The sequence below is a fragment of the Ramlibacter sp. WS9 genome (genome assembly GCF_003797765.1).
Classification (GTDB): Bacteria; Pseudomonadota; Gammaproteobacteria; order Burkholderiales; family Burkholderiaceae_C; genus Ramlibacter.
This window is the reverse complement of record NZ_RKMB01000003.1, coordinates 218,349-239,242: the sequence shown is the minus strand read 5'-3', so window position 1 is coordinate 239,242 and position 20,894 is coordinate 218,349. Positions and strand designations below refer to the sequence as shown.

Annotated in this window: 18 protein-coding genes and 1 tRNA gene; 15 read left to right on the top strand and 4 right to left on the bottom strand. The window is 64.2% G+C overall.

All coding sequences use genetic code 11. From position 1 onward, the window contains the following. Positions 1-7: 7 nt before the first annotated feature. Positions 8-98: transfer RNA gene (locus tag EEB15_RS07045), tRNA-Ser, on the bottom strand. Between the two features lie 186 nt (positions 99-284). On the opposite strand from EEB15_RS07045, the gene EEB15_RS07040 reads away from it, so the two are divergent. After that, complete coding sequence (locus EEB15_RS07040; RefSeq protein ID WP_141509041.1) at positions 285-1,709, top strand: MerR family transcriptional regulator; 1,425 nt, start codon at positions 285-287, stop codon at positions 1,707-1,709. An 89-nt stretch (positions 1,710-1,798) separates the two neighbouring features. Then, the gene (locus tag EEB15_RS07035; protein WP_233259387.1) at positions 1,799-2,083 is read left to right on the top strand and encodes a hypothetical protein; all 285 of its coding nucleotides are present in this window, start codon (positions 1,799-1,801) and stop codon (positions 2,081-2,083) included. A 19-nt stretch (positions 2,084-2,102) separates the two neighbouring features. On the opposite strand, the gene EEB15_RS07030 is transcribed toward EEB15_RS07035, so the two are convergent. Beyond that, complete coding sequence (locus tag EEB15_RS07030; RefSeq protein ID WP_141509037.1) at positions 2,103-3,017, bottom strand: SPFH domain-containing protein; 915 nt, start codon at positions 3,015-3,017, stop codon at positions 2,103-2,105. 24 nt (positions 3,018-3,041) lie between these two features. Next, positions 3,042-3,464: an NfeD family protein gene (locus EEB15_RS07025; RefSeq protein ID WP_141509035.1), complete on the bottom strand. Its 423-nt coding sequence runs from the start codon at positions 3,462-3,464 to the stop codon at positions 3,042-3,044. A gap of 129 nt (positions 3,465-3,593) precedes the next feature. On the opposite strand from EEB15_RS07025, the gene EEB15_RS07020 reads away from it, so the two are divergent. The 4 genes from EEB15_RS07020 to EEB15_RS07000 all read left to right on the top strand — a co-directional run bounded on the left by EEB15_RS07020 (position 3,594) and on the right by EEB15_RS07000 (position 8,427). Continuing rightward, the gene (locus tag EEB15_RS07020) at positions 3,594-5,858 is read left to right on the top strand and encodes an arginine/lysine/ornithine decarboxylase (protein ID WP_141509033.1); all 2,265 of its coding nucleotides are present in this window, start codon (positions 3,594-3,596) and stop codon (positions 5,856-5,858) included. 210 nt (positions 5,859-6,068) lie between these two features. Next, positions 6,069-6,374, top strand: a complete 306-nt coding sequence (locus tag EEB15_RS07015) for a hypothetical protein (RefSeq protein ID WP_141509031.1) — start codon at positions 6,069-6,071, stop codon at positions 6,372-6,374. Beyond that, complete coding sequence (locus EEB15_RS07005; protein WP_158290024.1) at positions 6,371-7,621, top strand: sensor histidine kinase; 1,251 nt, start codon at positions 6,371-6,373, stop codon at positions 7,619-7,621. Before EEB15_RS07015 ends, EEB15_RS07005 begins: the two co-directional genes overlap by 4 nt. Beyond that, complete coding sequence (locus EEB15_RS07000; protein WP_141509025.1) at positions 7,618-8,427, top strand: LytTR family DNA-binding domain-containing protein; 810 nt, start codon at positions 7,618-7,620, stop codon at positions 8,425-8,427. The genes EEB15_RS07005 and EEB15_RS07000 overlap by 4 nt, the downstream gene beginning before the upstream one ends. Positions 8,428-8,452: 25 nt before the next feature. Here the strand turns inward: EEB15_RS07000 and fabI are convergent, their stop codons facing one another. Beyond that, positions 8,453-9,247 carry an enoyl-ACP reductase FabI gene (gene fabI / locus EEB15_RS06995; protein WP_141509023.1) on the bottom strand — a complete coding sequence of 265 codons (795 nt, stop codon included), beginning with the start codon at positions 9,245-9,247 and terminating at the stop codon, positions 8,453-8,455. A 37-nt stretch (positions 9,248-9,284) separates the two neighbouring features. Here fabI and EEB15_RS06990 point away from each other — a divergent pair, with 37 nt between their 5' ends. From EEB15_RS06990 to rbfA, 9 genes are all read left to right on the top strand, one after another. Next, entirely contained in the window at positions 9,285-11,117 is a 1,833-nt protein-coding gene (locus EEB15_RS06990) for an extracellular solute-binding protein (protein ID WP_141509314.1), read from the top strand. 6 nt (positions 11,118-11,123) lie between these two features. Next, on the top strand, positions 11,124-12,143 hold the full coding sequence (locus EEB15_RS06985; protein WP_141509021.1) for a microcin C ABC transporter permease YejB: 1,020 nt from the start codon (positions 11,124-11,126) through the stop codon (positions 12,141-12,143). A gap of 85 nt (positions 12,144-12,228) precedes the next feature. Next, the gene (locus EEB15_RS06980) at positions 12,229-13,266 is read left to right on the top strand and encodes an ABC transporter permease (protein ID WP_141509313.1); all 1,038 of its coding nucleotides are present in this window, start codon (positions 12,229-12,231) and stop codon (positions 13,264-13,266) included. Next, positions 13,263-14,861 (top strand): ABC transporter ATP-binding protein, encoded by a 1,599-nt coding sequence (locus EEB15_RS06975; protein ID WP_141509019.1) that lies wholly within the window; start codon positions 13,263-13,265, stop codon positions 14,859-14,861. Before EEB15_RS06980 ends, EEB15_RS06975 begins: the two co-directional genes overlap by 4 nt. 10 nt (positions 14,862-14,871) lie before the next feature. Then, positions 14,872-15,282, top strand: coding sequence for an alternative ribosome rescue aminoacyl-tRNA hydrolase ArfB (gene arfB / locus EEB15_RS06970; RefSeq protein WP_141509017.1), 411 nt, complete (start codon positions 14,872-14,874; stop codon positions 15,280-15,282). Positions 15,283-15,445: 163 nt separating this feature from the next. Next, entirely contained in the window at positions 15,446-16,012 is a 567-nt protein-coding gene (gene rimP, locus EEB15_RS06965; RefSeq protein WP_141509015.1) for a ribosome maturation factor RimP, read from the top strand. A 1-nt stretch (position 16,013) separates the two neighbouring features. Then, on the top strand, positions 16,014-17,510 hold the full coding sequence (gene nusA, locus EEB15_RS06960; RefSeq protein WP_141509014.1) for a transcription termination factor NusA: 1,497 nt from the start codon (positions 16,014-16,016) through the stop codon (positions 17,508-17,510). Positions 17,511-17,533: 23 nt separating this feature from the next. Next, positions 17,534-20,416 (top strand): translation initiation factor IF-2, encoded by a 2,883-nt coding sequence (gene infB / locus EEB15_RS06955; RefSeq protein WP_141509012.1) that lies wholly within the window; start codon positions 17,534-17,536, stop codon positions 20,414-20,416. 107 nt (positions 20,417-20,523) lie between these two features. After that, the gene (gene rbfA / locus EEB15_RS06950; RefSeq protein WP_141509010.1) at positions 20,524-20,892 is read left to right on the top strand and encodes a 30S ribosome-binding factor RbfA; all 369 of its coding nucleotides are present in this window, start codon (positions 20,524-20,526) and stop codon (positions 20,890-20,892) included. The last annotated feature ends 2 nt before the right edge of the window (positions 20,893-20,894 follow it).

Genomic DNA, 20,894 nt, shown 5'->3' with positions numbered 1-20,894 from the left:
TTTTCACTGGCGGAGCAGGCGGGATTCGAACCCGCGGAGGGCTATTAACCCTCACACGCTTTCCAGGCGTGCGACTTAAACCGCTCATCCACCGCTCCGGAGCCCTCGATTGTAGCAGTGCGCATTCAGGCCTCCGGCGGCGGCGCGCCCGGCGGATCGGCGATGCCCGAAAACTCCATGTGTAGCGGGCCGGACACGGAAGGGCGCCGCTGGGCGCAAATAGGTTGACATTGCATTTGGACTGTCTAATAGTTAATTTGGACAGTCCAAATACAGAGGCCGATTTGTATTCCAGCAAAGAGGTATTGGAGAAAACCGGGATTTCCCGGGCCACGCTGAACAACTACATCAGCAGCGGCATCGTGCCTCGGCCCGAGGTCATGGCGCCCGAGGCGAGCGACACGACGGCGCGGCGCATCGGCTACTTTCCTGCGGAAGTCTTGCAGCGCATTGAGGAAATCCAGCGCCTCAAGCGGGAGGGCTGGAACCTCGACCGCATCGCCGAACACTTCGGCGGAGGGGTGGGGCAAAACGCAAGGGCTCCGGTGGGCGCGGCGAATGCAGCCCGCCCCGGCTCGGTTCCCGCCTTGTCTTTCGACAGCCTCGACCATCCCGCCTACCTTCTGGACAATCGGTTCGAGCTGGTCTGGGCAAACGAGAGGTCCGGAACCTTAGCCTGGCCCGAGTTGGCTGGGGTCGCGCCCGAGTCGCGCCAAGCCATCCTGCGGCTTCACGCCGGGTTGGCCCGGCAACGCGGCGTCGGCCTCGGCGATCTCTGCAGCGGCTTGGCCGCGCCCGACGCGGTGGTTCTGGAACGCTTCTACGGCGAGGCCGAACCCTTCGACTACCCGATGGTCGTGCGCACACCGGTGGTGCTCACGTTGCCTGGCGGCACTTCGCCGCAGTTCCTCTATGCGATCAGTTTCAGGGAAGGGACGCTCTTTATCTACCTGCCGGGCGGCATGGACGCGGCCGGGCTGACTGCGATGGCGGCGCTGCCCGGCCGGGCGGCCACCGATGCGGGCACCGGCCGGCCCGTCCTTACCCAGATGGCCGTGCTGTTCGCGGGCCTGCAGCAGCCGGCCCGCCTGTGGGCGGAGCTTCCGCCGGAAGAGTACTTCGAACTCGTGAACGACATCTGGCTGCAGCTGGACCCCATCTTCGAACGGCACCAGGGCTCATGCGGACGGCACCCGAGCGAAGGAATGGTCTGCTACTTCCTTGCCCAGCCCGGCTCCAGCCACTTGTCCAACGCCTTGGCGGCCGCATGGGAAGTGCGCGCGGCCATGCGCCGCGTGAGCCGGCAGTGGCAATCCCGCAAGGGTTGGAGCACCGAGCTGTTCATGAACACGGGCCTCGCCCAGGGCCGGGAATGGCTGGGGCACGTGCGCCCGGGACCGCAATCGGAAATGACGGTCATGGGGGATGCGGCGGACCATGCCGCCGCCCTGTCGAGCATTGCGTGCGACGGAGCCGTCTGGGCGACGCGCGACCTGGTGGCCAGGCTCCTCCCCGAGGAGCGCGCCCGGCTGAAGTACGGCGTACGCCGCCATGCCGCCGGCGGCGATGCGCCCGTGAACAGCGTCTTCTCGCGTGTAGAGAACCTGGCGGACCTGGATTCGCCCGCCCAGGAGGCGCTGCGAGCGGTCGCGCGCCTGCCCGTCACCGAAGTCCTGGACTTCGGGCCCCCATCCGACAACCGGAAGTGAGGTAAGCCATGCGCTGGTTCAAACCCAATCTCAGAAGCAGCATCCACGCAATCTTCTCCGCGAGTCACCCGCATGATTCCTCCCAAGCCGTGGCGGAAGGCATCGGCGTGGAGGACATTCGCGAGTCGATGCTGGCCTTGCTCGGCGGGGCCGAGGGCGACCGCGCCTCGCACGTCAAACGCCGAATCCGCTATGCAGGCGACGTGCAGGCACTCTGGTTCCTGCGCGGGGACCTGATGGAGGTGCTGGCCGCCGCCCATGGAGAGACTGCGGCGCGCCAGATGCTCGTGGGCGTGTCCGGCATGTTCGACAACCTGTTGCCGCAGGGATTGCGCTCGCGCCCGAGCCCGCTGGGCGCAAGCGCGAGGGAATAGCTTCGGTTGGCGTCGTGTTTCAGGCGCCTTTGGTACCCTGGACCATCTTCATCGCCGAGCCGATCAGCGCCGACACTTCCGTCATGTTGCTGGGCACGATGAGCGTGGTGGTGGCATCGGACGCCACCTTGCTGTAGGCCTCGACGGCCTTTTCGGCAACCTTCAGCTGCACCGCCTGCTCGCCGCCCGGCTGGCGGATTGCAGAGGCAATGCGTTCGATCGCCTCTGCGGTGGCGTTGGCCACCGCCAAGATCGACGCCGCCTCGCCTTGGGCGTTGTTGATGATCGACTGCTTCTCGCCTTCGGACCGGGCGATGAACGCTTCGCGCTCGCCGGTCGCGATGTTGATCTGCTCCTGGCGGCGGCCTTCCGAGGCGGCGATCAAGGCGCGCTTTTCACGCTCGGCCGTGATCTGCGACTGCATGGCGTGCAGGATTTCCTTAGGCGGCGTCAGGTCCTTGATCTCGTAGCGCAGCACCTTCACGCCCCAGTTCAACGCGGCCTCGTCGATGGCCTGCACGACTTGCGCGTTGATGATGTCGCGCTCCTCAAAGGTCTTGTCCAGTTCGAGTTTGCCGATCACGCTGCGCAGCGAGGTCTGGGCCAGCTGCGTCACTGCGACGATGTAGTTGGACGAGCCGTAGCTGGCGCGCATCGGGTCGGTCACCTGGAAGTACAGGATGCCGTCCACCTGAAGCTGCGTGTTGTCGCGCGTGATGCAGACCTGGCTCGGGACGTCGAGCGGGATTTCCTTCAGGCTGTGCTTGTAGGCCACCTTGTCGATGAAGGGCACCAGGAAGTTCAGACCGGGCGCCAGCGCGGCGTGGTACTTGCCCAGGCGTTCGACCACCCAGGCATTCTGCTGGGGCACAACCTTGACGGCTCGAACGACGAAGATGATGGCGATGACCAGAATGACGACAGCGACTTCCATGGGGATTCCCCTCCTTGTGGGTGACTAGATTTTTTCGACCAGCAGCCGGCTACCGACCACCTGGCGAACGCGGTGCAGGCCCGTCTCGTTGCCGGCACCGGGTGCGGCCACAACCGTCCAGTTGGCGCCGCGGTATTTGACCGACGCGGTGCCGTCGCTGTTCCAGGCGTCGACGGTGACGGTTTCACCGACGTCCAGGTTGACGTCGCGATTGGCGCCGGCCGGGCCATCCGGCTGCTTGGGCCGCAGCAGGTGCCAGGCCGCGACGGCGCCGCCGCCCACCACCGCTGCCACGATCAGTTGCACCGACGGGCCGGCGCCCGCGTGCGCGGCCAGCGCTCCAGCGGCCAGGCCGACCGCAAGCATCAGCAGGTAGAAGGTACCGGTCAGCAGTTCGACTGCCACGGCCGCACCGGTCAGCAGCCACCAGATCGTCGAGTCCGTCATCAGGTCTCCATGTCTTGATCGCACCACATTTTGGGTCAATTACGGCAGGGCGCAAGAAGGGTGGCGGGTTATTTCATACACTTCGCGCCTGTTTTCCATTTTTCGCCCCCCGCGCGCGAAAGGCCGCCCATGAAGTTCCGCTTTCCCATCGTCATCATCGACGAAGATTTCCGCTCGGAGAACTCCTCCGGCCTGGGCATCCGCGCGCTGGCGCAGGCCATCGAGTCCGAGGGCTTCGAAATCCTTGGCGTGACCAGCTACGGCGACCTGTCGCAATTCGCGCAGCAGCAAAGCCGCGCCAGTGCTTTCATCCTGTCGATCGACGACGAGGAGTTCACGCCCGGGCCCGATCTGGACCCGGCCGTGCTGAACCTGCGCAAGTTCATTGAGGAAGTGCGGCGCAAGAACCTGGAGGTGCCGATCTACGTCTATGGCGAAACCAAGACCTCGCGCCACATCCCGAACGACATCCTGCGCGAGCTGCACGGCTTCATCCACATGTTCGAGGACACGCCGGAGTTCATGGCGCGCCACATCATCCGCGAGGCCAAGAGCTACCTGGAAGGCGTGCAGCCGCCGTTCTTCAAGGCGCTGCTCGATTACGCCGAAGACGGTTCCTATTCATGGCACTGTCCAGGTCACTCCGGCGGCGTCGCGTTCCTCAAGAGCCCGATCGGCCAGATGTTCCACCAGTTCTTCGGCGAGAACATGCTGCGCGCCGACGTGTGCAATGCGGTGGAAGAACTGGGCCAGCTGCTGGACCACACCGGCCCGGTGGCTGCCAGCGAGCGCAATGCGGCGCGCATTTTCAACGCCGATCATTGCTTCTTCGTGACGAACGGCACCAGCACCAGCAACAAGATGGTGTGGCACCACACCGTGGCGCCGGGCGACGTGGTGGTGGTGGACCGCAATTGCCACAAGTCCATCCTGCACGCGATCATCATGACCGGCTCCATCCCGGTGTTCATGAAGCCGACACGCAACCACTTCGGCATCATCGGGCCGATCCCGCAGAGCGAGTTCGAGCCGGCGGCCATCAGGGCGAAGATCGCGGCCAACCCATTGCTCAAAGGTGTGGACCCTGAGACGGTCAAACCGCGGGTGATGACGCTCACGCAGTCCACCTACGACGGTGTCCTGTACAACACGCAGACCATCAAGAACATGCTCGATGGCTACGTGGACACGCTGCACTTCGACGAGGCTTGGCTGCCGCACGCCGCCTTCCACCCGTTCTACGGCATGTACCACGCCATGGGCCGCAGCCGCGTGCGACCCAAGGAGTCGCTGACCTTCGCCACCCAGTCCACGCACAAGCTGCTGGCCGGCATCAGCCAGGCCAGCCACGTGCTGTGCCAGGACTCGCAGAACCGCAAGCTCGACCGGCACCTGTTCAACGAAGCCTTCCTGATGCACACGTCGACCAGCCCGCAGTACGCGATCATCGCCAGCTGCGACGTGGCGGCGGCGATGATGGAGCCGCCCGGCGGAACCGCGCTGGTGGAGGAATCCATCCTCGAAGCACTCGACTTCCGCCGCGCCATGCGCAAGGTGGACGAGGAATACGGCAAGGACTGGTGGTTCAAGGTCTGGGGCCCGGACAAGTTGGTGGAAGAGGGCATCGGCCGCGCCGACGACTGGATCATCAAGGGCGAGGCGCGCACCGCCAAGTGGCACGGCTTCGGCAACCTGGCCGAGGGCTTCAACATGCTGGACCCGATCAAGTCCACCATCGTGACGCCGGGCATGAACCTCAACGGCAAGTTCGACAAGACAGGCATCCCCGCGTCCATCGTCACCAAGTTCCTGGCCGAGCACGGCATCATCGTGGAGAAGACGGGCCTGTACAGCTTCTTCATCATGTTCACCATCGGCATCACCAAGGGCCGCTGGAACACCATGCTCACGGCGCTGCAGCAGTTCAAGGACGACTACGCCAAGAACCAGCCGATGTGGAAGATCCTGCCGGAGTTCTGCCAGCAGTACCCGCGCTACGAGCGCATGGGTCTGGCCGACCTGTGCCAGTTCGTGCACGAGCTCTACGCCAAGTACGACATCGCCCGCCTGACGACCGAGATGTACCTTTCGGACCTGACGCCGGCCATGAAGCCGAGCGACGCCTTCGCCTACATCGCCCACCGAAAGACCGAGCGGGTGGAGATCGACGAGCTGGAAGGGCGCATCACCACATCGCTGGTCACGCCTTACCCGCCGGGCATTCCGCTGCTGATCCCGGGCGAGGTCTTCAACAAGAAGATCGTCGACTACCTCAAGTTCTCGCGCGAGTTCAATGCCCAGTGTCCCGGCTTCGAAACGGACATTCATGGGCTGGTGGAAGAAGAAGGCCCGGACGGCAAGATCCACTATTTCGCGGACTGCGTGAAGGCTTGAGGCCGGAACGTCATCCCCGCGCAGGCGGGGATCCAAGGCGTTGGAGCCCTGGATTCCCGCCTCCGCGGGAATGACGACTCCGCGTCCGTTCCCGGATTCCGGCGGTTTGTCGCACCATCCCGCAGTTTGTCGCAACCCGCGTGCAACGGGCAGGGCGCGTCCCTACAGTTCTCCCCAACGGGCCAGCCTCGGCCCCTTGGAGGAGTTTCAATGAGCAAGTTCACCAGTGTCACCAGCGCCCATTTCACCCGGTCGCGGACGGCCGAAGCCATTGCGGAAGTGGGCCTCGCCGCCGGCGCGGCGGTATTCACAGCCGCGATCTGGCTGTCGGTCGGCGCCTGGGGCATCGCACCGCAGCAGGCGGTGCAAAGTGCCAACGCGGCCCCGGCACCGACGGTGACTCACGTCACGCTGCCCACCGTCCACATCGTCGGGCGGCGCGATAGCCTGGAGGGCACACCGGTCACGACGACGGCGCAAAATACGTCGGCCAACACCGTTACCCTCAGTCAATGAATTCCCAGCGCCCCGATCCGAATCCGACCCGCGGCTCCCTGATCGAGTGGCTCGCGAACGTGAACACCCAGGTTTCCCAATGGGCATCTTCGATGTCGTGGTGGCGCCTGATCGTGCTCTTCCTGCTGATCCTGATCGCCGCGGGCATCATCGGCGACCTGCTCAACCTCAAGCACGAGCGTGTGAAGGTCTCCGGCAAGGGCAAGGAGGTCGTGGTCAGCATCGGGGGCAAGGACGGCATCCGGATCGTGCAGGGCAAGGACGGCGCGGTCGTGATCCCGCCGACGCCGCCCGCTCCGCCCGCGCCCAAGGACCCTAAAGCCGCCGCGGATGCAAGCGCCGATGCGGAGCCGAACCCTGACCCGGACCCGAACCCCAACCCGTTGTCGAACGACGACGATGACGACAGGTTGATCAGCAAGCAGATCGTCACCTTCCGCGGCATCGTCGGCGACCTGGCCGGGGCCATCCTGGTGATCCTCTTCGCCTACCTTGCGGCGGCCAAGATCGTCGTCAAGAAGGTCGCGCAAGCCGACGCGAAGGTGCGCACTGCCGTCGATGCGGCCGAGCGGGAAGCGATGGAGCGCCAGCTGGTGCAGGCGCGGCTGCAGGTGCTGCAGGCCCAGGTGGAGCCGCACTTTCTTTTCAATACCCTGGCCGCGGTCGACTACCTGATCGAGACCGAGCCGCCACGCGCGTCACGCATGCAGAAGGCGCTCATCACCTATTTGCGCGGCGCGCTCCCGCAAATGCGCCAGGAGTCTTCGACGCTCGGCCGCGAGATGCGCCTCATCCGCTCGTACCTGGAGTTGATCAAGATGCGGATCGAGGACCGGCTTGAAGTGGAGATCGCCGTGCCCGAAGGGCTGGAGTCGGCGGAGTTCCCGCCGATGATGCTGCAATCGCTCGTGGAGAACTCCATCAAGCACGGCATCGAGCCGAAGGCCGACGGCGGCAAGGTCCGCGTCGCCGCCGGCGTGCAGAACGCGCAGTTGTGGGTCGAAGTCAGCGACACCGGCGTCGGCGTGCCCGATGGCGACCTGCTCGACGGCCCCACGTCGGGGACGGGCATCGGCCTGCAGAACATCCGTGAACGGCTGGCGATGCTGTACCCGGGCAAGAGCCGCCTCATGCTGCGATCCGACCCGGCCACGGGCACCCTCGTGCGCATCTCGGTTCCCTATCAGGTGGGCCCCGAAGTGGTGGCCGCTGAACACGCCACCTTCGACGAGAGGAAGCCCGCATGAGAGCCGTGGTTGCGGACGACGAGCGGCTGCTGCGCGAGCAGCTCAAGACGCGCCTGGCCGAGGTCTGGCCCGATCTGGAGATTTGCGGCGAGGCCCGCGACGGCCAGGAGGCGATCGACAAGGTCGAATCGCTGAATCCGGACGTGGTGTTTCTCGACATTCGCATGCCGGCCCTGACGGGCCTGGAGGCGGCCCGCGAGATCGTCACGCTGCCGTCCTGGTCGGGCGAGATCGTGTTCGTCACCGCCTATGACGAGTATGCGGTCGCGGCATTCGAACAGGGCGCGCTCGATTACCTGCTGAAGCCTGTGGAGCCCGAGCGTCTGGCCCAGACCGTGCAGCGGGTGAAGGCGCGGCTGCAGGCGCGGCGGCCGCTGGCTGCGAAGCCGGAAAGCCCGGCGGATGAAGCCGCGCTGGACGCATTGCTGGAAAAACTCGTGAGCGCGCAGCAGTCGCTCGGGCGCGGCTCAACACACGAGCCGGCGATGCGATTCATCCAGTGCACTGCCGGTTCAACCACCAAGCTCATCGACGTGAAGGACGTGCTGTTCTTTCGTTCCGACGAAAAGTACACGCGGGTGCAGACGCGCGACCAGGAAGCGTTGATCCGCACGCCGATCCGCGAACTGCTCCCGCGGCTGGACAACCAGCAGTTCTGGCAGATCCACCGGTCCACCATTGTCAATTTAAGCGCGATTGCGGCAGTAACCCGCGACGATACCGGTCGTCAGCGGGTTCAGATCAGCGGGCATCCCGAGGTGCTCGAGGTCAGCCGCAGCTTTGCCCACCTGTTCCGCGCCTCGTAAGCGCGGGGCAGGTGGTTTTTTATTGCTAGGTTTCTACTGCTACGGCGGTGTGGCTGAAGCCGCCATCGACATACGTGATTTCGGCGGTGACGCCAGCGGCCAGATCGCTCAGCAGAAATGCCGCCACGTTGCCCACGTCTTCGATGGTCACGTTGCGGCGCAGCGGCGAGGCGCTGGCCACGACGCCCAGCAGCTTGCCGAAGTCCTTGATGCCGCTGGCAGCCAAGGTCTTGATCGGGCCCGCGCTGATGCCGTTGGCGCGCATGCTGCGCCCGTCTGGCAACTTGCCCACCGCTTCGGCCAGGTAGCGCACAGAAGCTTCCAGGCTCGCTTTCGCGAGGCCCATGGTGTTGTAGTTCGGCACTGCACGCATCGCACCGAGGTAGGTGAGGGTGAGCATCGCCGACTTGTCATTGAGCATCGGCAGCGCCGCCTTGGCCATGGCGGGGAAGCTGTAAGCGCTGATGTCATGCGCAATGCGGAAGCTTTCGCGGGAGAGGCCCTCCAGGAAGTTGCCGGCAATCGCCTCACGCGGCGCAAAGCCGATGCTGTGCACGAAGCCGTCGAACTTGGGCCAGGTGGCCGAGAGATCGGTGAACAGCTTTTCGATCTGGGCGTCGTCACCGACGTCGCAGTCGAAGATCAGCTTCGAATCAAAATCGGCGGCGAACTCGGTGATGCGGTCCTTGAAACGCTCGCCCACGTAGCTGAACGCCAATTCGGCGCCTTGCTGCCGGCAGGCCCTCGCGATGCCGTAGGCGATCGAGCGGTTGGACAACACGCCGGTGATCAACAATTTCTTGCCAGTCAGGAAACCCATAGTCTCTTTGCGTAAAAAATCTGTGCAGAATTGTCGCATGCGAGTTTGGCTGCTGTTCGTCCTTCTCTTCCTTGCCCGATCCGGGTGGGCCGCCCCCGGTTATTCGGTCTGGGGGGACTTCAAATACAAACCGGGCTTCACCCATTTTGATTACGTGAATCCGAATGCGCCGAAGGGGGGAGAACTGCGCATGGTCGCGGGCTCGCGCATTTCGACGTTCGATAAGTACAACCCGTTCACCCTGAAAGGCAACGCCCCTTCTTTCGCGGCCGAGTTGCTGTTCGAAGGACTGCTGACGGGGCCGATGGATGAGATCGGCGTGGGCTACGGTCTGCTGGCGGAGGACGTCGAGGTTCCGCCTGACCTCATGTCCGCGACTTTTCGAATCCGTCCAGAAGCGCGCTTCCACAACGGTGATCCCGTGCGCGCGGCCGATGTCAAGTACAGCTTCGAGACGCTGATTTCACAGTACGCTCTGCCTTCGTACGCAACCCTGCTCGCCGACGTCGCCGGCTGCGACGTGGTCGACGAGCGCACCGTGCGGTTCCGCTTCAAGAAGAAAGACAAACAGATGCCTCTGGTTGTCGGGGCGCTGCCCGTGTTCAGCCCGAAGTGGGGCATGGAGAACGGCAAGATCAAGCAATTCGACCAGATCATCACGGACACTCCGATCGGCACGGGCGGCTACAAGATCGGCCCGGTGCGGTTCGGCAAGGACGTTACCTACCTGCGCGACCCGAACTACTGGGCCCGCAACTTGCCAGTGCGCCGGGGCATGAATAACTTTGACAGAATCACGATCAAGATATACAGCGACAACACCGCGCAGCTGGAAGCCCTGAAGGCAGGTGAGTTCGACTTGATGCAGTTCTTCTCGGCGGGCGACTGGACCCGGCGGCTGAACGGCAAGCGCATCGAGAGTGGCGAGCTGGTGAAGAAAGAGTTCCAGCACAAGCTGCCGCTCGGCTACTACAGCTTCGTGCTCAATCTGCGACTGCCCAAGTTCCAGGACCGGCGGGTACGCATGGCAATCGAATTGGCCATGGACTATGAGTGGATGAACGTCCACCTGTTCCGAGGCAGTTACGCGAGGGTGAAGGGCGTGTTCGGCAACACCGATTGCGAGGCCAACGGCATGCCTTCGCCGGCCGAGGTTGCTCTGATGGAACCTTTCCGGGCGAGCCTGCCGCAGGAGGTGTTCGGGCCCATGGCCGTGCCGCCGCGAACCGACGGCGTGAACTCGCTACGAGAAAACCTGCGCAAGGCCCAGGCGCTGCTGAAAGAGGCCGGCTGGACCTACCGCGATGGCGCCATGCGCAACGCGAAGGGCGAGCCGCTTACCGTCGAATTCCTTGACAGCACCGAGGCCAAGGGTGCCACGACCACCGCAGCCTGGAGGCGCGCGCTGGAGCAACTCGGCATTGAGTTCAAGCTGCGGGAGGTCGACTACGCCCTTTGGCAAGAGCGACTCGACTCCAACAACTTCGAATTGTTGGGCATCTCCTTTCCGGGTACGCACTTTCCGGGCGCCGACTACGCCGATCTTTTTGGCAGCAAAGCGGCCGACACGCCTGGCTCCGGCAACTACTCTGGCATCAAGAACCCGGCCATCGACGCGCTGGTCGCAAAGCTCACCGTTGCTGAAAACCGCGATGAGTTCCTTGCCGCTTGCCGCTCCCTTGAGCGCGTCATCGCCCACGGCCATTACCTCATTCCCGCCTGGACCAGTGCCACCCGCCGCATCGCCTTCAGTGACTGGAAGCTGGCGCGGCCTGATGTCACCCCGGCCTATCCGCCGGAAGGCGTGCCCTACATGGACTGGTTCATGATGACGTGGTGGGCTCGCATGCCGCCTAAGACCTCACGCTAAGCGCCCATGCTCGCCTACATCCTTAAACGCGTCCTCCTGATGCTGCCCACGCTGTTTGGCGTGCTGTTGCTCACCTTCGTGGTGACCCAGTTCGTTCCCGGCGGGCCAGTGGAACAGTACATTGCGGAAGCCCGGCGTGCGCAAGGCGCTGGCGATACGTCAGCCTACCGGGGTGGCCAGGGCGTAGACCCCAAGCGGATCGAGCAAATCAAGAAGCTCTATGGTTTTGACAAACCGCCCACGGAACGCTTCTGGCAGATGCTCGGCCAGTACGCGCGTTTCGACCTGGGCCGCAGCTTCATGCACAACAAGCCGGTCAGCCAACTGATCCTGGAAAAGCTGCCGGTGTCGATCAGCCTGGGCTTGTGGACTTTTTTTATCAGTTACCTCATCGCGGTACCGCTGGGCGTGGCCAAGGCTGTGCGGGCGGGTTCCAGGTTCGACTTCATTACGACCTTGCTGGTACTGATTGGCTATGCGATTCCCGGATTCGTGCTGGGCTTGGCGCTGCTGGTGATCTTCGGGGGCCACTTCCAATGGTTTCCGCTGCGCGGCCTCACGTCGTCGAACTGGGTTGAGCTGAGTTGGGGTGCGCGTATCGCCGACTACCTGTGGCACATCACGTTGCCCGTCACAGCCATGGTGTTGGGCAGCTTCGCAGTGACGACCATGCTCACGAAAAATTCGTTCCTCGAAGAGATCCGCAAGCAATACGTCCTGACTGCGCGGGCCAAGGGCTTGCCCGAACGGCGCGTGCTCTGGAAGCACGTCTTTCGCAACGCGCTGATCCCGATCCTCACGGGCTTTCCGGCGGCGTTCATCGGGGCGTTCTTCACCGGCGCGCTGCTCATCGAGACCCTGTTTTCGCTCGATGGTCTGGGCCTTCTCAGTTACGAGAGCATCATCCGGCGCGACTATCCGGTGGTTCTCGGTTCCCTGTTCGTCTTCACGCTGATCGGGCTGTTTACCAAGCTCATCAGCGACCTCAGTTATGTCTGGGCCGACCCCCGTGTCAAATTTGACTAGCCCCCCCGAAGCGGCCTCTGGCCGCCTCCCCCGCGAGGGGGCGCCATCAGCGGACGGGCAAAGCCCGATCCGCGATGGCCCACGAATGGAGCCCGCTGCTTCCCAGAGTCCAGCCGCAAGGGCGTGGCGGCGTTTTCGCCGCAACCGCATGGGCTTCATCAGCCTCGTGATCTTCTGCACGCTGGTCATCGTGAGCCTGTTCGCCGAGGTGATTTCCAACGACAAGCCGCTGGTCGTCCGGTACAACGGTCAGTTCTATCTTCCGATGGTGAAGGACTACCCGGAAACAACGTTCGGCGGCGACTTCCCGGGGCCGGCGGACTACCTGGATCCGGTAGTCCGGGCGCGGCTCAATGAAGGTGCCAACTGGGCGCTGTACACCATTAATCCCTATGGCGCGAAGACCCTCACTTACTGGACACCGCACCCATTCCCGAGCCCCCCTTCGCGAACCAATTGGCTGGGGACCGATGAACGGGGCCGCGACCTTCTCGCGCAGTTGCTGTATGGCTTTCGCCTGAGCGTGCTGTTTGGCCTTGCGCTGATGGCCGTCGGCACGGCGATAGGTGTCATCAGTGGCGCAATCCAGGGCTACTTCGGCGGCAAGACTGATCTCGCTTTCCAGCGCTTCATCGAAATCTGGGACTCGATGCCGGAGTTGTACCTGCTCATTATTTTCAGCGCGATCTTCGCGCCGAGCGTGGCGCTCTTGCTGCTGCTCCTCAGCCTTTTCGGCTGGACGGGCCTGTCAAACTACGTACGCGCGGAGTTCCTCCGCAACCGGCAAATGGACTATGTGCGCGCAGCGCGGGCGCTCGGCGTCGGCAACGGCCGCATCATGTGGCGCCACATCCTGCCCAACAGCATGACACCGGTAGTGACCTTCCTGCCGTTTCGCATGAGCGCCGCGATCCTGGCGCTGACGTCGCTCGACTTCCTGGGGCTGGGCGTGCCTCCCGGAACGCCCTCGCTGGGCGAGTTGCTTGCCCAGGGCAAACAAAACATCGACGCGTGGTGGATTTCTATCGTCACATTCCTCGTCTTGGTCGTGACGCTTCTTTTGCTCACCCTGATGGGCGACGCGTTGCGCGATGCCCTCGACCCGCGAAAGGCCGACGTATGAACCCGCTATTGGAGGTCAAGGACCTACGCGTCTCGTTCGGCGGCAAGGAGGTCGTGCACGGGATCGACTTTCATGTCGCACCCGGCGAGAAACTGGCCCTGGTGGGCGAATCCGGCTCGGGCAAGACCGTGAGTGCGCTCAGCCTGCTGGGGCTGGTGCAGAACGCACGGGTCACAGGGTCGGCCATGTTCGCGTCCGAAGGCAAGACCCGCGACCTGCTCACGATGTCCGAGCGCGAATTGCTGGCCACGCGCGGGCGCGAAATTGCGATGATTTTCCAGGAGCCGATGACGGCGCTGAATCCGCTGTACACGGTCGGTGACCAGATCGCCGAGGTGCTGCAGCTCAAGGAGGGCTTGACCCGCCGCGAAGCCTGGGACTCCGCCGTCGAAGGCTTGCGCGCCACGGGCATCCCCGAGCCGGAGCGGCGTGCGCAGGCGTTTCCGCATCAGCTTTCGGGTGGCCAGCGCCAGCGGGCGATGATCACCATGGCCCTGGCCGGAAAACCCAACCTGCTGCTGGCGGACGAGCCCACCACTGCCCTGGACGTGACCGTGCGTTCACAGATCCTGGACCTGCTCGGGGAGATTCAGCGGCACAACGGCATGGCCATGCTGCTGATCACGCATGACCTGAACCTGGTGCGCAAATTTGCCGACCGGGTCGCCGTGATGGAAAACGGCCACCTGGTGGAGCAGGGGACAGTGGCCGAGGTGTTCGCCAACCCCCAGCATCCGTATACCCGCAAGCTGATCGACAGCCGGCCGGTGCGCGACGTGACCGAAGAAGCCGGCGCCCAGGTGGCGCCCGTGATGCAGGCGAAGGAAATGCAGGTGAGCTATCCGGTCAAGCTGCCGGGCATCCGCGGCTGGTTCCGCAAGGGCGAGTTCATCGCCGTGAAGGGCGCGGGCTTCTCCATCGCGCCGGGGCGGACATTGGGCGTGGTGGGTGAATCCGGCTCCGGCAAGTCGACGCTGGCGCTCGCGGCGCTGGGGTTGATCCCGCATCGCGGCGAACTCGACGTGGTCGGGCGCCGCTGGGGCCCAGATGCCGCCGGCAACAAAGCGATCCGCCGCTTGGTCCAGGTGGTGTTCCAGGACCCGTTCTCCTCCCTGTCTCCCCGCATGACCGTCGAGGAGATCGTGGGGGAGGGGCTTCTTGTGCACGAGCCCGCGTTGCCCTTGCCGCAGCGCCGCGAAAAGGTGATCCAGACGCTGCACGAGGTCGGGCTGGGTGAGACGCAGTTTCCCGGCCTGTTGCAGCGCTATCCGCATGAGTTTTCCGGCGGGCAGCGGCAGCGGCTTGCCATCGCGCGGGCCCTGATCGTCCAGCCGCAACTGCTGATCCTCGACGAGCCAACCAGTGCGCTGGACGTCACGATCCAGAAGCAGGTGTTGGCCCTCCTGATGAAACTCCAGAAGGAAAAAGGGCTGAGCTACCTGCTGATCACCCACGACGTGGATGTGATTCGCGCGATGGCGCACGACGTGATGGTGATGAAAGACGGCGCCGTGGTGGAGACCGGCCCGGTGTTGCAGGTGCTCGACACGCCCCGCGAGGACTACACGCGGACGCTTGTCGCCGCCGCCGCCTGAGGCTGGTCCCGTGGCAACTCGCCCACCGACGCCGATCCCCGAGACAGAGGTCGAGATCACCGCCATGCGGGCCCAAGGGGCGGGCGGACAGAACGTCAACAAGGTGTCCAGCGCGATTCACCTGCGCTTCGACATCTGCAACTCATCCTTGGCGGAGGACCACAAGGAGCGCCTTCTGGCCCTGAACGACCAGCGGATCACCCGCGACGGCGTCCTGGTCATCAAGGCGCAGACCCACCGCAGCCAGGACATGAACCGGGCCGAGGCGTTGGGGCGGTTGCAGGAGGTCGTCGACAGCGTGGCCGAGCCGCCACGTGTGCGGCGTCCCACCAAGCCGACCAAAGCGTCGAAGCGGCGCCGGCTGGAAGCCAAGAACCTCCGGTCACAGGTCAAGGTGCTGCGCGGCCGGGTTTCGGAGTGAACGGCGGACTGAGCGGATCAGGTTGCAAGACTGCCTGATCCGTTGCAAATCAACGGTTTGCGAGGTACAATCCTTGCTTCACGACCAAACGGGCGGGTACTCACCGCCCGTTTTTTTTGGTCGATCGTTTATTGGCGCATCGCTAGCGGAGCAGACTGAAACAGTGGCATTGCAGGACATCGTGGAGCAAACCGTGACCGGATTGGGTTACGAACTGGTGGAGATCGAACGCTCGGCCGGGGGTTTGCTGCGCATCACGATCGACCTGCCGTGGGATCCGAAGCGCGAGCAGTTCGTCAACGTCGAGGACTGCGAGAAGGTCACGCGGCAGCTGCAGTTTGCGCTGGAAGTCGAAGGCACCGAATACTCGCGGCTGGAAGTGTCGTCGCCTGGTATCGACAGGCCGTTGCGGAAAGAGCAGGATTTCGAGCGTTTTGCCGGCCACGAGGTGGACGTCACGCTCAAGGCGCCGATGGGCGCGGCGGCGGGCGGGCAGGTGGCGCCCAACCGCAAGAAGTTTCGAGGCACGCTGGAACGCGCCGACGCTGGCGGCTGGCAGATCGTCTGGAGCGATGCGCCGGCCGTGAAGCCGGGCCAGAAGGTGAGCAAGAAGAGAGAGCCTGCCCCGTTGCAGGCACTGGGTTTTACGCTGGACGAGCTGAAAGAAGCGCGGCTGGCACCGGTTGTTGATTTCAAAGGGCGCAGGCCCAAGGCAGTAGGAGAGTCGTGAAATGAATCGCGAAATGTTGATGCTGGTTGAAGCGATCTCGCGCGAGAAGAACGTCGAGCGCGATGTGGTGTTCGGTGCCGTCGAAGCGGCCTTGGCGCAAGCCACCAAGAAGCTCTACTCGGGCGAGGTGGACATTCGCGTGGCCGTCGATCGTGACAGCGGCAACTACGAAACCTTTCGCCGCTGGTTGGTGGTGCCCGACGAAGCGGGCCTGCAGAACCCGGAGGCCGAAGAACTGCTGATGGACGCCAAGGAGCGCATCGCCGACGTCGAAGAAGGCGAGTACATCGAGGAATCGGTGGAGTCGGTGCCGATCGGCCGCATCGGCGCGATGGCCGCCAAGCAGGTCATCCTGCAGAAGATCCGCGACGCCGAGCGCGAGATGCTGCTGAACGACTTCATGTCGCGCGGCGACAAGATCTTCGTGGGCACCGTCAAGCGCATGGACAAGGGCGACATCATCGTCGAGTCGGGCCGCGTCGAAGGGCGCCTGCGCCGCGGCGAGATGATCCCCAAGGAAAACCTGCGCAACGGCGACCGCGTCCGCGCCATGATCATGGAAGTGGACCTGACGCTGCGCGGCGCGCCCATCATCCTGTCGCGCTCCGCCCCCGAATTCATGATCGAGCTGTTCCGCCAGGAAGTGCCGGAAATCGAGCAGGGCCTGCTGGAGATCAAGAGCTGCGCCCGTGACTCGGGTTCGCGCGCCAAGATCGCCGTGCTGTCGCACGACAAGCGCGTCGACCCGATCGGCACCTGCGTCGGCGTTCGCGGCACCCGCGTCAACGCCGTGACGAACGAGCTGGCCGGTGAGCGCGTCGACATCGTGCTGTGGTCCGAAGACCCCGCGCAATTCGTGATCGGCGCCCTGGCTCCGGCCAACGTCTCCTCCATCGTCGTCGACGAAGAGAAGCACGCGATGGACGTGGTGGTGGACGAGGAAAACCTCGCCATCGCCATCGGCCGCGGCGGCCAGAACGTGCGCCTAGCCTCCGATCTCACGGGCTGGAAGATCAACATCATGGACGCGAACGAATCGGCGCAAAAGCACGCCGAAGAGACGGACACCATCCGCAAGCTGTTCATGGAAAAGCTGGATGTGGACCAGGAGATCGCCGACATCCTGTTCGCCGAAGGGTTCACCAGCCTGGAAGAAGTGGCCTACGTGCCGATCCAGGAAATGCTGGAGATCGAATCCTTCGACGAAGACACCGTCAATGAGCTGCGTTCGCGCGCCAAGGACGCCCTGCTGACGATGGAAATCGCGCGCGAAGAGAGCGTCGAGGAAGTCTCCCAGGACCTGCGAGACCTCGAAGGCCTCACGCCTCCGCTGATCGCCAAGCTGGCTGACGCCGGCGTGCAGACCCGTGACGAGTTGGCCGATCTGGCGGTCGACGAACTCACCGAAATCACCGGCCAGTCCGAAGACGAGGCCAAAGCCCTGATCATGAAAGCGCGCGAGCACTGGTTCACCAGTGCCACCGCCGCTCACGAGTAATGTGATGGAAGGCACCACAACACATGTCAAGTACCACCGTCGCCGAGTTTGCAACTGAACTCAAGAAATCTCCGGACACGCTGCTCGAGCAATTGCGCAGCGCGGGCGTGGCCAAATCGGCCCCGACCGACGTCCTGTCCGAAACGGACAAGCAGAAGCTGCTGGGCTACCTGCAAGCCAGCCATGGCACTGCCACGCCTGAACGCAAGAAGATCACCCTGGTGAAAAAATCCACGAGCGAGATCAAACAGGCCGACTCGACCGGCAAGGCACGCACCATCCAGGTCGAAGTGCGCAAGAAACGCACGTTCGTCAAGCGTGACGAAGGCGGCGACACGGCTGTCATCGAAGCGCCCGAGCCGGAACTGCGTGAAAGCCCCGAGCCCGCCCGCAGCGTCGCCGAAGACGCTGAACTGACGCGCCGCGAGGAAGAGGCCCGCCGCCAGGCCGAACTGATCCGCCGCCAGGAAGAAGACCTGGCCGAAAAGCGCCGCCAGCGTGAAGACGCCGAGAAGCGCGAACGCGAAGCCGAAGAGCGCGCCGCCAACTATGCTGCCAGCGAAGAGCAGAAGAAGGCGCAGATTTCCACTGAGAAGGCCGAGGCCACGCAGGAAGCCGTTGATGCTGCTGCCGCCCGAGCCGCCGCCCAGGCGGAAGCCCGCGAAAAGGCCGCGACGGAATCGAAGGCGCGTGCCGACGAGGAAGCCGCCCGCGCCGCCGATCTGGGCGAGCGCCGCCGCAAGGCCGAAGCCGAAGCCGCCGCCATCCGCTCCATGATGTCCGCGCCCAAGAAGGTCCTGGTGCCGCACAAGGCCCCCGAGCCGGTCAAGCCGGTGGCGAAGGCCGACGCGGCCAAGCCCGGTGCCAAGGGCACGCTGCACAAGCCGGCCGTGGGCACGGGAACGGGCCGTCCGCCCGCGCCTGGCACCGCTGCACCCGCAGGACCCGGCGCCGGCAAGGAAGTCAAGTCGGCCAAGCTGTCGTCCAGCTGGGCAGGCGATCCGGCCAAGAAGAAAGAAATCAAGACCCGCGGCGACAGCACGGGCGGCGTGGGCCGCAACAGCTGGCGCGGCGGTCCTCGGGGCCGGCGCAGCAACGACCGCGACCATCGGGGCGACGACCACGTGCAAAGCGCGCCGGTGGAAGCGCGCATCATCGAAGTGCACGTGCCCGAAACCATCACGGTCGCGGAACTCGCGCACAAGATGGCCGTGAAGTCGTCCGAGGTGATCAAGCACCTGATGAAGCTGGGCCAGATGGTCACCATCAACCAGCCGCTGGACCAGGACACGGCCATGATCGTGGTCGAGGAAATGGGCCACAAGGCCATCGTTGCCGCGCTGGACGACCCGGAAGCGTTCGCCGAGCAAGAGGTCGCTGCTGCAGAGGGCGAAGCCCTGCCGCGCGCACCGGTCGTGACCGTCATGGGTCACGTCGACCACGGCAAGACCTCGCTGCTGGACTACATCCGTCGCGCCAAGGTCGCGGCAGGTGAAGCCGGCGGTATCACGCAGCACATCGGCGCGTACCACGTGCAGACCGAGCGCGGCATGATCTCCTTCCTGGACACCCCGGGCCACGAGGCGTTCACCGCCATGCGCGCCCGTGGCGCCCAGGCCACGGACATCGTGATCCTGGTGGTCGCGGCGGATGACGGCGTGATGCCGCAGACGAAGGAAGCCATCAAGCACGCGAAGGCGGCTGGTGTCCCGATCGTGGTCGCGATCAACAAGATCGACAAGCCCGATTCCAACCCCGACCGCGTCAAGCAGGAACTGGTGGCCGAAGAGGTGGTGCCGGAAGAGTACGGCGGCGAATCGCCGTTCGTGCCGGTGTCCGCACGAACTGGCGAAGGCATCGATGCCCTGCTCGAGCAAGTGCTGCTGCAAGCCGAAGTGCTGGAGCTGAAGGCGCCTGTCGATGCCATGGCCAAGGGCCTCGTGATCGAAGCGCAACTGGACAAGGGCCGCGGCCCGGTCGCAACCGTGCTGGTGCAATCCGGCACGCTCAAGACTGGCGACGTGGTTCTGGCCGGGCAGACGTATGGTCGCGTGCGCGCCATGCTGGACGAAAACGGCAAGTCGATCAAGACCGCGGGTCCGTCGATCCCGGTTGAAATCCAAGGCCTGACTGAAGTGCCGCAAGCCGGCGACGAATTCATGGTGCTGACCGACGAGCGCCGTGCGCGCGAGATCGCCACGTACCGTGCCGGCAAGTTCCGCAACACCAAGCTGGCCCGCCAGCAAGCATCCAAGCTGGAGAACATGTTCACCGACATGACCGCCGGCGAAGTGAAGATGGTCCCCATCATCATCAAGGCCGACGTGCAAGGTTCGCAGGAAGCGCTGGGGCAATCGTTGCTCAAGCTCTCGACCGACGAGGTCAAGGTCCAGCTGGTGTATTCCGGCGTGGGTGGCATCAGCGAATCGGACGTCAACCTGGCGATCGCTTCCAAGGCCGTGATCATCGGCTTCAATGTCCGGGCCGATGCCGGCGCGCGCAAGCTGGCCGAAGGCAACGGTGTCGACATCCGCTACTACGGCATCATCTACGACGCCGTGGACGAGCTGAAGGTTGCGATGTCCGGCATGCTGGCGCCCGAGCAGAAGGAAGAAGTCATCGGTACCGCCGAAGTGCGCACCGTGTTCGTGGCTTCCAAGATCGGCACGGTTGCGGGCTCGTACATCACGTCCGGCCAGGTCACGCGCAACTGCAAGTTCCGCTTGCTGCGCGACAACGTGGTGGTCTACACCGGTGATGTCGAATCGGTCCGGCGCCTCAAAGACGATGTGCGCGAAGTCAAGGAAGGCTTCGAGTGCGGTATCAAGCTGCGCAACTACAACGACATCAAGGAAAACGACCAGCTCGAGTTCTTCGAAGTCAAGGAAATCGCCAGAACCTTGTGACCCACCCCCGAAGCGCCTTCGGCGCCTCCCCCTCAAGGGGGCGCCACCAGCGGCCCGGCAAAGCCGGTTCCGCGGTGGCCCACGAAGGTGCCAGGACCCACTGAGCAATGAAGAAGAAGTCAGCCACCCCCAACCGCGCCTTCAAGGTCGCCGATCAGATCCAGCGCGATCTGACGGAGCTGATCGCGCGCGAGTTGAAGGACCCGCGGGTGGGCATGGTCACGATCCAGGCAGTGGAGGTCACTCCCGACTACGCGCACGCGAAGATCTTCTTCAGCGTGCTCGTCGGGGACTCGCAGGAATGCGAAGACGCGCTGAACCAGGCCGCCGGGTTCCTCCGCAACGGCCTGTTCAAGCGCCTGCACATCCACACCGTGCCGACGCTGCATTTCCAGTTCGACCGCACCACCGAGCGCGCGGCCGACATGAACGCCTTGATTGCCAAGGCGGTTTCCTCCCGCGCAAAAGAAGACTAGGC

Bases quoted from the DNA above. Each gene is read 5' to 3' on its own strand.
- EEB15_RS06990 (WP_141509314.1), top strand. From the start codon at position 9,285: ATGCGAGTTTGGCTGCTGTTCGTCCTTCTCTTCCTTGCCCGATCCGGG.
- rbfA (WP_141509010.1), top strand. From the start codon at position 20,524: ATGAAGAAGAAGTCAGCCACCCCCAACCGCGCCTTCAAGGTCGCCGAT.
- EEB15_RS07005 (WP_158290024.1), top strand. From the start codon at position 6,371: ATGAATTCCCAGCGCCCCGATCCGAATCCGACCCGCGGCTCCCTGATC.
- infB (WP_141509012.1), top strand. From the start codon at position 17,534: ATGTCAAGTACCACCGTCGCCGAGTTTGCAACTGAACTCAAGAAATCT.
- EEB15_RS06975 (WP_141509019.1), top strand. From the start codon at position 13,263: ATGAACCCGCTATTGGAGGTCAAGGACCTACGCGTCTCGTTCGGCGGC.
- EEB15_RS06985 (WP_141509021.1), top strand. From the start codon at position 11,124: ATGCTCGCCTACATCCTTAAACGCGTCCTCCTGATGCTGCCCACGCTG.
- nusA (WP_141509014.1), top strand. From the start codon at position 16,014: ATGAATCGCGAAATGTTGATGCTGGTTGAAGCGATCTCGCGCGAGAAG.
- EEB15_RS07000 (WP_141509025.1), top strand. From the start codon at position 7,618: ATGAGAGCCGTGGTTGCGGACGACGAGCGGCTGCTGCGCGAGCAGCTC.
- fabI (WP_141509023.1), bottom strand. From the start codon at position 9,247: ATGGGTTTCCTGACTGGCAAGAAATTGTTGATCACCGGCGTGTTGTCC.
- EEB15_RS07015 (WP_141509031.1), top strand. From the start codon at position 6,069: ATGAGCAAGTTCACCAGTGTCACCAGCGCCCATTTCACCCGGTCGCGG.
- EEB15_RS07020 (WP_141509033.1), top strand. From the start codon at position 3,594: ATGAAGTTCCGCTTTCCCATCGTCATCATCGACGAAGATTTCCGCTCG.
- EEB15_RS07025 (WP_141509035.1), bottom strand. From the start codon at position 3,464: ATGACGGACTCGACGATCTGGTGGCTGCTGACCGGTGCGGCCGTGGCA.
- EEB15_RS07030 (WP_141509037.1), bottom strand. From the start codon at position 3,017: ATGGAAGTCGCTGTCGTCATTCTGGTCATCGCCATCATCTTCGTCGTT.
- EEB15_RS06980 (WP_141509313.1), top strand. From the start codon at position 12,229: ATGGAGCCCGCTGCTTCCCAGAGTCCAGCCGCAAGGGCGTGGCGGCGT.